This is a genomic window from Bacillus sp. 3255 (genome assembly GCF_031456485.1).
Taxonomy (GTDB): domain Bacteria; phylum Bacillota; class Bacilli; order Paenibacillales; family NBRC-103111; genus Paenibacillus_E.
In genome coordinates this window covers 40,621-54,094 of sequence record NZ_JAVDUS010000024.1, presented here as the reverse complement: position 1 = coordinate 54,094, position 13,474 = coordinate 40,621, and the positions used below count along the sequence as shown (strand labels likewise).

Annotated in this window: 8 protein-coding genes; 7 read left to right on the top strand and 1 reads right to left on the bottom strand. The window is 41.0% G+C overall.

Annotated features, from left to right (window positions below; translation table 11 throughout):
- Nucleotides 1-11 precede the first annotated feature (11 nt).
- Both J2X61_RS30050 and J2X61_RS30045 read left to right on the top strand, forming a co-directional pair.
- Nucleotides 12-2,642, top strand: coding sequence for an ATP-binding protein (locus J2X61_RS30050; RefSeq protein WP_310193376.1), 2,631 nt, complete (start codon nucleotides 12-14; stop codon nucleotides 2,640-2,642).
- Entirely contained in the window at nucleotides 2,635-5,001 is a 2,367-nt protein-coding gene (locus J2X61_RS30045; protein WP_310193373.1) for a hypothetical protein, read from the top strand. Before J2X61_RS30050 ends, J2X61_RS30045 begins: the two co-directional genes overlap by 8 nt.
- A 325-nt stretch (nucleotides 5,002-5,326) precedes the next feature.
- Here the strand turns inward: J2X61_RS30045 and J2X61_RS36515 are convergent, their stop codons facing one another.
- On the bottom strand, nucleotides 5,327-5,605 hold the full coding sequence (locus J2X61_RS36515) for a helix-turn-helix domain-containing protein (RefSeq protein ID WP_396135524.1): 279 nt from the start codon (nucleotides 5,603-5,605) through the stop codon (nucleotides 5,327-5,329).
- Nucleotides 5,606-5,871: 266 nt separating this feature from the next.
- Here J2X61_RS36515 and J2X61_RS30035 point away from each other — a divergent pair, with 266 nt between their 5' ends.
- The 5 genes from J2X61_RS30035 to J2X61_RS30015 all read left to right on the top strand — a co-directional run bounded on the left by J2X61_RS30035 (nucleotide 5,872) and on the right by J2X61_RS30015 (nucleotide 13,441).
- Nucleotides 5,872-7,137 carry a class I SAM-dependent methyltransferase gene (locus J2X61_RS30035; RefSeq protein ID WP_310193371.1) on the top strand — a complete coding sequence of 422 codons (1,266 nt, stop codon included), beginning with the start codon at nucleotides 5,872-5,874 and terminating at the stop codon, nucleotides 7,135-7,137.
- Nucleotides 7,138-7,139: 2 nt separating this feature from the next.
- A complete protein-coding gene (locus tag J2X61_RS30030; RefSeq protein ID WP_310193368.1) occupies nucleotides 7,140-9,725 on the top strand; it encodes a metallophosphoesterase in 2,586 nt (861 codons plus the stop codon).
- An 80-nt stretch (nucleotides 9,726-9,805) separates the two neighbouring features.
- Nucleotides 9,806-10,249, top strand: a complete 444-nt coding sequence (locus tag J2X61_RS30025; RefSeq protein ID WP_310193365.1) for a hypothetical protein — start codon at nucleotides 9,806-9,808, stop codon at nucleotides 10,247-10,249.
- A 527-nt stretch (nucleotides 10,250-10,776) separates the two neighbouring features.
- Nucleotides 10,777-11,700 carry a sulfate adenylyltransferase subunit CysD gene (gene cysD / locus J2X61_RS30020; RefSeq protein WP_274472640.1) on the top strand — a complete coding sequence of 308 codons (924 nt, stop codon included), beginning with the start codon at nucleotides 10,777-10,779 and terminating at the stop codon, nucleotides 11,698-11,700.
- 1 nt (nucleotide 11,701) lies between these two features.
- Complete coding sequence (locus J2X61_RS30015) at nucleotides 11,702-13,441, top strand: GTP-binding protein (RefSeq protein WP_310193362.1); 1,740 nt, start codon at nucleotides 11,702-11,704, stop codon at nucleotides 13,439-13,441.
- The last annotated feature ends 33 nt before the right edge of the window (nucleotides 13,442-13,474 follow it).

Here is a 13,474-nt window from a genome sequence, read left to right as displayed (position 1 = left end):
GAGCTGATATTATGAGGTTGAAAATAAACCCAAGGGTCATTGAACAACTTGGAAAAGAGTTAATTACTAGCGATGAGATAGCAATTGTTGAGTTGATAAAAAATTCATACGATGCAGGAGCTAGAGAAACTAACATACACTTAATCGACAATAAATTATCTTTCTATTTTCAAAACATGCTCGTTGATGTTGATCAAGATTTGAAATATACAGTTATGAAAAATTTAAAAGATACTTGTATAATAATTGAAGATAACGGACATGGAATGGGACTAAGAGAATTACAAGATGGTTTTTTTACAATAGGGACAACTATAAAAAAACTACAAAAACAGAATATCAAAAGTAATGATAGAGCTCCTTTAGGGGAAAAGGGTATTGGAAGATTAGCAGCCCAGAGATTAAGTAAGAAACTATATATTGAAACTACAAATGCCGAGTCTAGCCATACATTTTTGGTAAGTGTAGAGTGGGAATCGTTTATTAATAATGAAAAATACTCTGAATTAGATATTGAAGTAAGTACATTTCGTAAAACTGCAGAATCATATACCCGGCTTTGGTTTACTGATCTTAATTTGAATTTGGATTCTTTAATTGATTTAAAGAAAGCGAAAGAATTATCCAAAGCGGATCAAAATCATCCTAACACAGAATTTAGAATTATTAGAGATAATCTGCAGTCCGCATTAGGTTTTTTAATGTCACCTTTTGAAAATTTCAAAGAGAATTTTGTAATAAACCTGTACTACAGAGACCTTCCTATCCCCTCCAGTTCTGGAATAAATCTGATTAACGTAGCAGAAAACGAATATGATTTCAAAATTCAAGAAAAAGATGGCGAAATAAGAATAGTTTGTGGGCTTGTTATAAAACCTTGGTACATAGAAAGAATTCATCAAACATTAGTTGGTAAAGAGAGTTTTTTGGAATTAAGAAAGAGTCATCTATTTTACGCATCATTACTAAGGGAACATAAAGATAGGTTTAATAAATCGTTGAAATCAGTTGTGTCAGAAAAAACATTAATCAAAGAATTAAAACGAATAAACCAAAATCACAGCTTATTGAATGAGGACGCTGCTAAAATGCTTCTCGATTTAGTTCCAATAGAATCAAAAGTTTATTCGTTTAAGCGTGATCCGAAGATTTCAGCGAGCGCAATTGAGTCAGCAAAAGAAAACGGCTACTTAAAGAACATTAACTTTAATACAGCTAATCTTAGGAGCTTTTTAGAGTATCATAATGGAATAAAGCTATATCGTGGTAACTGTAGGATATCGACATTAGGGGATAAGGATAATGATTGGCTTCAACTACAACAAGCGAGAACTAGAGGTCAACAATTTTTTAGATTCGAACTTGGTAATACTATCGGTTACATCAACATCAATGACCCCTTACAATCGTATATTAAGGAAATTAGTTCAAGGCAAGATCTTATACAAAATGAACACTCACTGATTCTTAAAGAGGTCATAAAGTTAATTCTCAACAAATATTTCTACGAATTTAGTAGAAATGCATATTATATTACACAAGACATATTGAAGGAAGAAGGACTAGTCTTAAGACGATCAATTGACACATTAAAAGAGGAAATAAAAAATAATCAAAAAGTAATACAAGATAATAAAGAGAATTTAAAGGATTTTGACCAAAATCTAGAGATCATTAATGAGTACCTCAATAAAGCAGAAGTTGATGATAATGTGAGGAAAGCATTTAGTTCTTTGAACAATACTTCGGTGAATCTAAAAAGAAACATCGAGCATACTTTAACGTCAACAGAAAAGACTAATCGAGCGTTGGAGAAAGTGGAACAGGAAAGGAAAATTATAGAATTAGAAACTTATAATAATTATAAATTAATGGCCAACGGACTTATTACAGAAGTCATTACACATGAACTTCATTCAATTTTATCTAACTTGGATAGTGAGGATAAAACAAAGCACCAGTTCGATAATATTGAAGATTACTTAATAAGTAATGAAGCTGATGATATTTATTCTGAAGACTTTAAGCCTATTAAAAGCAGATTTAAATTAATAAACTCTAAGATGCTTGATATGAATCAATTTTATACTTTCCTAGAAAAAACCTTTTTGTATAAAGGTACACATGAGGATTTCGAAACTCAAGATGTATTTAGCTTTTTGGAAGATTTGGAGAAAAGGTTTGAAAATAAATTAAAAAAATACAAGATTACTTTAGATTACAAAAAAATTGATCTTCAGTGGAAGGTCCCGCGAGGCGCACTCATTCATGTATTTTACAATCTAATAGACAATTCCATTTTTTGGGTAAACCAGCGTCAAATAAAGGCTAGGAATGATAAGATCTACATAATTGAAGAACGGGATAGTATTCTTATAGACCAAGCCGATGAAAATATGATTCTAGTCAAAGATTCAGGAATTGGCGTATTTAAACGAGTTGAGAATATATTATTTCATCCATTAGTTTCGGGGAAAGATCGAAACGGTAGAGGAATGGGCTTGTATATTGTAAAGAAATTATTAAATTCTTTTGGGGCAGATATAGAACTGCTTCCGGAAAGAAATAGGTTTGGAAATAAATATATATTCGCTATTACATTGCGAAGCGAACTTAATGAAGGAGAAGAAGCAGATGAGTAATAGATTTTCTGAATTAATAAATCATCTGAATGTTAGAGCTTGTTTTTTAATAGATGATGATTTTAAGCAAGTAAGTGATATTGAGCAGATAATTTGCGATATGATTCAATTAAATCCAGCCGATCAATTAATGCTTATAGATACATTGAAAGAGCTGCCTGGTAGTAATAGCGCTCTGAAGGAAACTTACGAAAATCTTTTTAAGTCCTTCTCAGAACTTGATGAAACGCTAAAAACGAGAATATTCAAGACTGGGAAAGTGATAAAGTTATTAGAAACGGTTACAGAGTCGGAAGTAAATAAAAATGTCCACTGTTTAGCGTTGGAGTTCCATGCAATGATAAATGAATTGGCTCAATCTAATGAAGATGATGTAAGTAAACTTTTTTTAAGGTTCGGAATATCCGAAAAGTTGGGAAACTATGAATTTATTATTGATGAAATCGATTCGGTCTATGGAAGCTCTAAACGAATATACAAGGAAATTGGAAGTAATGTTTGGGATGATATAGAAACTGATTTGCGAAACCTTCAAGTCAGAAGCAACGAATTTGTTCTCTTTATTGTAGATAAAAATTTAGATGGTAATACTGATGCCGGTGAGACATTTATCAGAAATTTTTTATTAAATAGAGGAGTTAAAGAAAATATTATTAGCGTATTATATACCAGTAACAAAGAAGAGGTTGTTTCAAGCTCTTTAGAGAACGATGTTTATGTGTTCCAAGTTAGTAAAACTGAGAGTAGCAAACTAGATAAAATGGCTGAAGGCTTAGCGAAGTGTTCATATGTTCATCTATTTAAACTTATAAAAAAAATACATTCAGAATCAATAGATGATTCCTTTAGTTTTGCTTTGAATAGAATTGAAAATATGAATTTCCTTGCCAAAATGGCTAAAATCGAGGGCGTTACTTCATTGGAGATAATAGAAAAGTGGATCGAACAATTAAAGAATCAATACGTTGTTGAAAAATTGTTTAAAGCAGGTGATGGGGAGGAACCACAATATAACCAAATTGCGGGGTTAACTAAATTTATTAATGAAAAATATCTATCAGAAGAAGTTGACAGAGTAATAGAAGAGGAAATTGAGCGCAAGATTCATGAGCTAAATACATATGAAATATTTGATTACACAGTGAATAGTAAACAATTGCCGCCCGCCCCAGGGGATGTTTTTTTAATAGACAATGAAATTTTTGTGCTTGTCGGACAGGATTGCGATACCATTGTTAGAGTGGGTAAAGAATCTCTATCGAGAAATACAAAAAATGCAGATCTACTGCATGCAGCGTTTAAGATTAGTAGTTTTAATGAAAAGTTAAAAGTTGAGCCTAAAGAATTGCTGTTTAATTACTTCAAAAACGCTAGAGGTGAGGTAGGTGTACTTTCAGTAAAATTGGAAAATATGAGTTTCGCTGATTTCCCAGTATTAGACACTTGTGTCTTTAATCCAAATGGTCAATTTGAATTAAGTCTAGATGCATCCATCCCGATAGATAAAGAGGCTCTCTTACCGGAATATTGGAAAAGATATTATAAAGATTTACAAAACCAATTAAACAGAGTTGTTGAATATGCTCAACTTTTAAACGCAGCAGGGAAAGATATTAGCAACCTGGCAAATAATCAATTAAGTATCTATAATTTTGAACACGATTCAAAACTAAATAAAATTTCTTTTAAGGGCCAAAGAATTTGCCGCTTAGTAGGTCAATTTAAAGACGTTTTAGTTAAAAATTATTGGGAATACAGGTCCAGAATAGGATATAACGGTATTTTATTTAATGAGTTTATTCCTTTTTTAATTAATAATGTTGAGTGTCAAGTTCAAGGTGAAACTGATGTTGAGAGTTTATCTACTGATGATTTAAAGACTTTTTTGAAATTTGAGCGTGGCAAGTCCCCTCAAGACATGGTTTTAGTGATCAATAAGAGTGATTTAACCCGGCTTATTCCTGACATTCAACTAAGCAATAGTTTGATAGAGATTAATGATTTCTATTACGATAATGTAACAAAGGTAAAAATTGTAAAGATTGTTCTGGCTGGTGGAGGAATAGGAATTAAAGTGATTAATCCATGTAAAGTGCATGGCAGCACAAAGTTAATTGGTAAAGAACATATCAATGTTTACGATATTGTGGATGATATGTTGCGGCAACGTTTAATTAAAGAAAAACCAGATAAACTGAAATTCATGGATAGTGGTGAGGAACTGGATTTTAATGAAGGCAAAGGACCAAGGAGATTTCCTATTGGGGAATTGCGAAGAGGAATTAGCATACCAGCACTTCAGATTGAAATTATATTACACAAGGGAGTTATAAAGATACAACTCGATGATGCCTCTTAATTTATTTTTTTGAAAAATAAAAGAGGAAGCGAGATTCTTTCAATTATTGAGGCAGTTTTTTTGACTCCCTCGTCTCAATATACAACGCCTAGATGATGGGGACGGATTGGGGACGAAAACTCTCATTTAGATGAGTAAGAGAACCGAAACGGTAATTACTTGGTCAGAGGAAACCCTTATAAATCAAGGCATCAACACATCGCGGAGGATAGGAACCAAATAGCCTGTGTTCCCGCATACGGTGCATGTGTATTCATTTAAGATAGGCGGTATAAATCAATAAAACCCACCTTTGTAGGCGGGTTTTATTGATTTTGCTTTTCTACTAACCGAGACTCATATCTACGCGGCAAATAAAGACTCTCTCTTTTAAAAAATCAGCTTCCTCCTGTGTTAGACTCTCTTTATTACCCGATAAGAAAGCAATATCATCTAGACTTACTTCAAAAAAGTCAGCCAATGCAACAAGCGTTGCAAAATCGGGTTCACGAGTGCCTTGTTCATAATTAGCGATCTGTCCACGTGATAGGTTCATCTGTGTTGCAAGCTCATATTGACTAATGCCTTTATTGTTTCGGAGTTCTGCCAAATGTTTGCCGAACATGTACAATCACCTCAATATCCATTATCGATTTTATGATAAAACCCACCTAAGGTGGTTTTTTTGTTTTATACCTAAATGCGGCTCATATTTCACGAAGCAAGTTAAACCCCGAAATTAATCGTAATAATCCCCTCTCGTAATACTTCCACCCTGTTCGTTAACACCCAAGTAAGCGAAAATAGGTTTCAGAAGATCTTCGACGCTTTTCACTACCGCTCAAGGTGAACCTGCAAGGTCCTCAATTTGAAGTTCAGGAGTAGATTGAGATGGCGATCGTACAAGTCAGATCCACCAATCCGCAGTTTTCGTTTTTGATCAAGAAAAACCCAAGCTCCGGCATGATGCTTCGCTCGATCCGCAAGGGCATGGCGTACGGCTGGTACACGGATGAGCAGACTTATAATGTGTATTTTAAAGATGCGGACAATGAAATCTCCTATAAGCAGCATGAGCAGGAAAACTTCGAATATTTGAATGTATCGAGATACAACACGCCTTTATTTCCGCTGAATGCGATTAATGAGTTCTTTTCCGCGCCGCTGAAGACACAGGACGAACGTGACTCGGACGGTTATGAGCATACTTTCTACATCAATATGATCCATATCGAGCTGGTGAGGTACATTGAATTCTTTGAAAAACATTTACCTGATTTCTCTTTTGAGCTCATCCATCAAGCGCATAAAAGCTATTCCCTTACGATCACGACGAGGAGGAGTCTGTACCAACTGCTGCATGCAGTAAGTGTGCTGTGCCTATTCCTCTCGATGTTCGGCAATGAATATATCGATATTTCGGACAGCATTCTGGATAAATACATCAAGAGCCTGAATGTGATCGATGCGCCGTTTTATATTCGGAGTCTCTTTGTGCGGAATTTCTTGTCTTCGAGAGAGAGGTTTCAGAAGTACAAGGCGGAGCTGGAGAAAACGGAGCGTTATGAGATCCGGTTCGCGTACGGAGGTACGGCGCTGCAGCGGAGATCTTATATCGGAGGCGCACTGGCCTTCGACAAGTCGATCTTGGATGTGGGGTGTGGAGAGGGCTTCTATGCGCTCCCTTTCGCCGGGAAGATTGAGGGCAGCTACTACGCGATTGATATCAATGAGGAGCTGCTAGGCAAGGTGAATCGCAAAGCCGCGGCTAGAGAGATCGACAATATCGTCACGTTCAGCTCGATCGATCAATTCCTGGAAAGCTATAACGGGGAGCGGGTTGATGTGATTTTGACAGAGGTTATTGAGCATATGAGTGAGGATGAAGCTAAGCGGCTAATCCATCAGATATGCGCGCATGTCGATTTCGACAACTTCATCATTACTACGCCGAACGCCGATTTTAACTGCTACTATGAGCTTAGCGAGTTCCGGCATGACGACCATAAGTGGGAGATGGGGGAAGCGGCGTTCCAACAGTGGATGCGTGATGTGATTAAGGGAACGGGACTGCATGCGGAATTCGTAGCTGTCGGGGACGGCGTCAACCATATCCAAACAACGCAAGGCGTTATTATCAAGAAAAGGGGGGCCTGACCATGGAAATTCAAACTAAGGTGCATACGGTTTTCATGCTGATCGGGTCTACGGAATGCGGCAAAACGACGTTCACCAAGGAAGTGCTGATTCCCGGGCTGCGGTTTGAGGATGCGAGCCGTAATGTCAGGACCAATGTACAATATTTGTCCTCCGACCAGATCCGCCAAGAGGTGCTTGGGTATGAGTACGACAAGTATGACCAGGTGATGCTCGAGGCCAGTGAGCAAGCTTTTCATTTGCTATTTGAAAGATTGAAGATGGCAACGTCTTTTCCGGTCAATGCGGAGTTCGTGGTCGTGGATACAACCGGGTTGTCTGAGGATTTCCGGGCACAGGTGAAGGAGATTACGTTCCAGAACAACTATCATCTCGAGGTCATTGTTTTCGATTATCGCAAGCGGGACGATTACTATGCATCGGAGCGGTCGAAGAAGCTGATCACGAACCATATTAACCGGCTGCGGAAAGAAGTTCTCGGCTCGCTGGCCCGTGAGGGATATGGCAAGATTCATAAAGTGCGTGCCAAGGATTTTTATCTGGCTGAAGAAGGCAGAGCGAATCCCGAATACAGCGTCGTCATCGAGGATTTGGATGCGTACTTAGCGACCATTCTCCCTCAGGATGGGCAGTATATTATGATTGGGGACGTTCATGAATGTGTGGAGGATTTGAAGGGGCTGCTGCTCGATCATGGGTATAAGCTGGATGCGGGCAGGCTGGTTTTAACGGAGAAGTTGAAGCATACCAAGCTTATTCTGGTTGGCGACTGGATTGACAAAGGGAAACAAACGAAGGAGATCGTTCAATTTCTTTATGATAATCGGGAGCATTTCTACTTCGTGCTAGGGAATCATGAGAACTTCGTCCACAAGTATCTATTGGGCGAGATTAACGGCGTCGATCAGGAGATGCTTCATTCCTATTTTGACTCCACACAGATATTGTTAAAAGATTCGGAACTGCTGGCGAAATTTCAGCACCTGGTATCGATATCGCAGCCCTTCTACCGGCATGTGGGGGTTAGGGGGCCATCCTTCTATGTGACTCATGCTCCTTGCAGGAATAAGTACATCGGGAAGCTGGATACGAATTCCGTTCGGCATCAGAGGAATTTCCGGATTGACCGGGATGCGCCGCTGGAAGAGCAGCTTGCCTTTCTGCGGGAGGAAGCAGTTCGAAATCATCCCTACCATGTATTCGGTCACGTCGCGGCTAAGCAAGCTTTCCGCCTCGGGAATAAGCTGCACATCGATACAGGTACGGTACATGGCAACCAGCTGACTTCTGTCAGCATTTCGTATAAACCGTTCATGAAATCCCGGAAATCCCAGCAAGCGGTCATTTCTGAAGAACTTCAGACCTTATTTAGGGAAGAGCGCAAGGTTTCGATTCGTGAACTTGACGAGGATGACATCCGCCGGCTCCGTTACTGCTCTCGGAACAAAATCAATTTCATCTCAGGCACGATGTCCCCGGCGGATAAGAATGAGGAGACGAATGAGCTGGAGTCTTTGAAGCGCGGCCTCGCATATTTCAGGGATCATGGTGTCCGGCAGGTTGTTCTGCAGCCCAAATATATGGGGTCGAGATGCAATGTCTATCTGCATAAGGATCTGGATCAATGCTTTGCTGTCAGCCGTAACGGCTATAAAATCAACCATGTGGATCTATCGGATATTTATGATAAGCTGCTGATGAAGTTTGGCGGTTATATGCAAGAGCATAAGATAGCTATGTTGATTCTGGATGGAGAGCTTCTTCCGTGGAAGGCGCTGGGGGAAGGGCTGATCGACAGACAGTTCAAGCCTATTGAGAGGGCGTTGGGGACAGAGCTTTCGTTCCTCGAGCGCAACGGTTTTGAAGCAGCTTACAATACGCTTATGGCTGAGTATGAGGGGAGCGGATTCGAAAAGGACCAGCATCATACCGCCAAGTCCGCTTTGAGTGACAAGTATGGCCCGAGTACGTATCAGAACTATAAGTATGTTCATGAGGTCAGGGACAACTATGTCCCATTATCCGAACACACGGCAGCTTACCAAACGTACAAGAGACAGTTGGAGCTGTACGGTGAGGATGAGGTCATGGAATATAAACCTTTTGCCATTCTGAAAATTGTACAGGAAGATGGGACGGAGCGGGTCCCGGAATGGACGACATCGGAGATGTACAGCTTTCTTTCGGAGGATCAGGCGGTTACGCTGGATTTGCTTGAGCCGAGCTGCTTGGAACAAGCGGAACGCTATTTCGCGATGCTCACGCTTGAGAACCATATGGAAGGCGTCGTGATTAAGCCGGAGCAATGGAATGGCACAACGGTACCGTATATGAAAGTGCGGAATCCGGATTATTTGTCCATTATTTACGGATATGACTACAAGTTCCCGCGCAAGTACCGGAAGCTGCTCAAGCAAAAGAATATCAATCAGAAGCTTCGCACTTCACTTAAGGAGTACCAGCTGGGGATGCGGATGCTGGCGTTGCGCTTCGATGAAATTGCGCCTGAGCATGTGGTGTACCAGGAGGTCGCGGCGAACATGCTGTTTGAGGTGGCGCAGGAGCGGGAGATAGATCCGCGGTTGTGATTCGCAGATGTCTGAATCTTAGATAAGGTTCAGGCATCTTTTTGTATATTTTCCAACTGGCGGAGTAGGGAAGGGTTATAATGGAAGTATTAGTCGAAGCATTTATTCCGGAGTTTCAGTTATCATCCGAAGAGTTGAACCCGTTGCAGAGGGCTGTCCAGTATAATGGTATTGCACCCTGTTTGATCATCTTTGGTATTGTTGTGATCGGTGCTGCATTCTATTTACCGCTCTTATATCTTCTATTGCCAATAGGCATGCTAGCTTGGTATAGACAATATTCCATCAAACATACTCGATGGGGGACTTATCGTAACGAATTAATCATTTCAAAACAGGGTATGACCAAAACTACCGTTTATTTGCTGCGTAGGGCTATGGAGTCAGTCGTAGTGGGGGAGAGCAGTAACCAAAAACTTTGGAAGATCAAGAGTATAAAGATTGATATGGATTCGCCTTCTCGTGGCAGTGAATATAAGTTGGTGGGTTTGAGTGCCGCTGAGGTAAATATGGTGCTGGAGTGACGTAGGGAAGGCCTGATAAAACTGAATAACAGGAGTTGATCCCGTTAATCCCTACCAATTATAGCAGATGGGGTTGTACTACTGGAATTTCTCCAGTTAATCAGCCGTCTAACTCCTTATAGGTGCAGTTTAGCAACGAATTAACTTGATGAATTCCAGCTAATCAGGTTAGAAGCGGCGATTACAAAGAGATTATCGGGAGAATTTCCTGCTACGAATCATCAGAGGAACCTCAAAGGCAGGAATCGGATAGCGAGAGTTCCTTTGTCAGACAGGGAATTTATTCTTTTGCTGAGATTGAATAAAAGTTATACACCTCCCCAGGGCCGCGAACCATCGCGTCCCCAATTTTCATTATAAAACAAACCCAATTTATTCCGATATCATAGGTAATCTTCGGTTAGATTCAACAAATAGCACAGAAAATTAGATTTTTTACTTTCTTCCACTTTGCATAAAAGCTAGAATCTGATAGTATATAAGAAATACCGATAGATTTAGTGAGGATTAAAAGGAGGCACCTTTCCATGCAAAAACCGATGCTTGATTCTATACATGAAATGACGCATCTGGACCAACTCGAGGCTGAAGCGATTTATATTATAAGAGAAGTGGCGGCGGAATGTGAAAATCCCGTAATGCTGTATTCGATCGGAAAGGATAGCTCCGTGATGCTGCATTTGGCGCTGAAGGCTTTCTATCCGGAGAAGCCGCCGTTTCCTTTCATGCACATTGATACAACGTGGAAGTTCAAAGAGATGATCGAATTCCGCGATCGCAAAGCGAAAGAGTTCGGGATCGAAATGATCGTTCACTCGAATCAAGAAGGTATTGAGCAGGGGATCAACCCATTCGATCATGGTGCCGCTTATACCGATATTATGAAAACCCAAGCGCTGAAACAGGGATTGGACAAATACGGATTCACAGCTGCGTTCGGGGGCGGAAGACGTGACGAGGAGAAGTCGCGCGCGAAAGAGCGGATTTTCTCGTTCCGGAACAAGAACCATGCCTGGGATCCGAAAAATCAACGCCCGGAAATGTGGAAGCTTTTCAACACTAGAATTAACAAAGGCGAAAGCATCCGCGTATTCCCAATCTCCAACTGGACGGAGAAGGATATCTGGCAATACATTCGCAGAGAAAATATTGATATTGTGCCTCTTTATTTTGCAAAGGAAAGACCCGTTATTGAACGCGATGGACATCTCATCCTGGTGGATGATGACCGGATGAAGCTCGAGCCGCATGAGAAAATTGAAATGAAGAAGATGCGGTTCCGCACCTTAGGCTGCTATCCTCTTACGGGCGGAGCCGAGTCGGAAGCGGATACGCTGGATACCATTATCGAAGAGACGCTTGGTGCGGTTTCATCCGAACGGACAACCCGGGTTATCGACCAAGAGGCGGCTGGAAGTATGGAAAGACGTAAACGGGAGGGCTATTTCTAAGATGAAAAGTCTGCTTAAATTTATCACTTGCGGAAGTGTAGACGACGGGAAGTCCACATTAATTGGACATATGCTTTATGATGCGAAGCTTTTGTTCGCTGACCAAGAGAAAGCGTTGGAGCTGGACAGCCGACTTGGCAGCCGCGGCGGCAAGATCGACTATTCGTTGCTTCTTGACGGATTGCTGGCCGAACGCGAACAGGGGATCACGATTGATGTGGCCTACCGTTATTTTACGACGGATCACCGTTCGTTCATCGTAGCGGATACGCCGGGGCATGAAGAATATACACGGAACATGGCTGTTGGTGCATCCTTCGCGGATCTTGCCATCATTCTCGTGGACGCGACCAAAGGGATCATTACCCAAACCAAGCGCCACTCCCGGATTTGCGCACTCATGGGGATTAAACATATTGTATTAGCTGTGAATAAAATGGATTTGGTCGGTTTTGACCGGAAGAGATTTGAAGAGATCAGAGAGGATTTCTCCCGCATGACCGCTGAATTCAACTTTCAAACCATCCAAGTGATCCCTGTTTCTGCAACAGAAGGGGATAACATTACCAAAAAGTCGCCAAACACACCTTGGTATGAAGATCTTGCTTTGTTGCCGTATTTGGAACAGGTAGATGTTCATCAAACCGACGACACGAAACAATTCATGATGCCCATTCAGCGTGTATCCCGACCGGACCATACGTTCCGCGGTTTCCAAGGCCAGATTGAGGCCGGAAGCATCGCAGTCGGCGATGAGTTGACGACGCTGCCAAGTCATGAGAAAGCGAAAGTGAAGCGGATTTTGGTGACGGACCAAGATCGGGATGTGGCTTACGCCGGACAGCCTGTAACGATTCAATTGGATCGTGAAGTTGACGTATCGCGCGGCTGCGTCTTTACCAAAGACGATAAAATCAAAGAGGCTGACAGTTTTACCGCCACGATTCTATGGATGGATGACTCCGTGCTGACGCCGGGCAAAAATTATTTGGTCAAAGTAGGGACAAAAGTACTGCCGGGTACTGTGACGGCAATTACGCATAAAATCGATATTAATACTGGAAAGACAGTTCCAGCTGATCATATCGTCAAAAATGAAGTGGCGAAATGTGAATTTTCTTTATCGGACAACATTGTTATTGATTCTTTTGATCAATATAAAAGCATTGGCGGATTTATTCTGATCGATCGCGTAACGAATATGACCTCCGCTTGCGGTGTCATCGACGAAGCTCTTCAAGGCTCTGCCAACTTGGTAAGGCTTGAAGCGGAAGTGACGAGAGATGTTCGTGCTCAGCAAAAAGGACAGAATCCGTTAACGCTCTGGTTCACCGGTGCGGTTTCGGATAAATCGACCCTTGCGAAGGAAGTCGAAAAACGTTTGGTATCGACAGGCCACCATACCATGTTACTCGAGAATGGCCGGGGAGAATCGTTGCAGCGGTTAGCAGAGGTTGCAAAATTGATGAATGATGCTGGACTTATTGCATTGGTATCGAATGATTCCCCGACCGAAAACGACCGAGAAACCGCGCGCGACATCATTGGCAAAGAATATATTGAAGTTTATGTAAACAGACCGCTTGCAGGCAGCCCGAGCACAAATGAAACGCCTGGGAACCCGGAAATCGAAATCGATATAAGCAAGTTTTCAAACGAGGAAGCTGCAAACTATGTAGTGAAACGAATTATCAAATATTTAATTAATGAGAGCAGTCGTGGACAATTCCTTAATTTCTAATGCGGCAAAGTGCTGAACGATGCGGGATTGATT

Excerpts from the sequence above, each read along its gene's own strand:
- J2X61_RS36515 (WP_396135524.1), bottom strand. The coding sequence starts at position 5,605 with ATGTTCGGCAAACATTTGGCAGAACTCCGAAACAATAAAGGCATTAGT.
- cysD (WP_274472640.1), top strand. The coding sequence starts at position 10,777 with ATGCAAAAACCGATGCTTGATTCTATACATGAAATGACGCATCTGGAC.
- J2X61_RS30035 (WP_310193371.1), top strand. The coding sequence starts at position 5,872 with ATGGCGATCGTACAAGTCAGATCCACCAATCCGCAGTTTTCGTTTTTG.
- J2X61_RS30030 (WP_310193368.1), top strand. The coding sequence starts at position 7,140 with ATGGAAATTCAAACTAAGGTGCATACGGTTTTCATGCTGATCGGGTCT.
- J2X61_RS30050 (WP_310193376.1), top strand. The coding sequence starts at position 12 with ATGAGGTTGAAAATAAACCCAAGGGTCATTGAACAACTTGGAAAAGAG.
- J2X61_RS30025 (WP_310193365.1), top strand. The coding sequence starts at position 9,806 with ATGGAAGTATTAGTCGAAGCATTTATTCCGGAGTTTCAGTTATCATCC.
- J2X61_RS30015 (WP_310193362.1), top strand. The coding sequence starts at position 11,702 with ATGAAAAGTCTGCTTAAATTTATCACTTGCGGAAGTGTAGACGACGGG.
- J2X61_RS30045 (WP_310193373.1), top strand. The coding sequence starts at position 2,635 with ATGAGTAATAGATTTTCTGAATTAATAAATCATCTGAATGTTAGAGCT.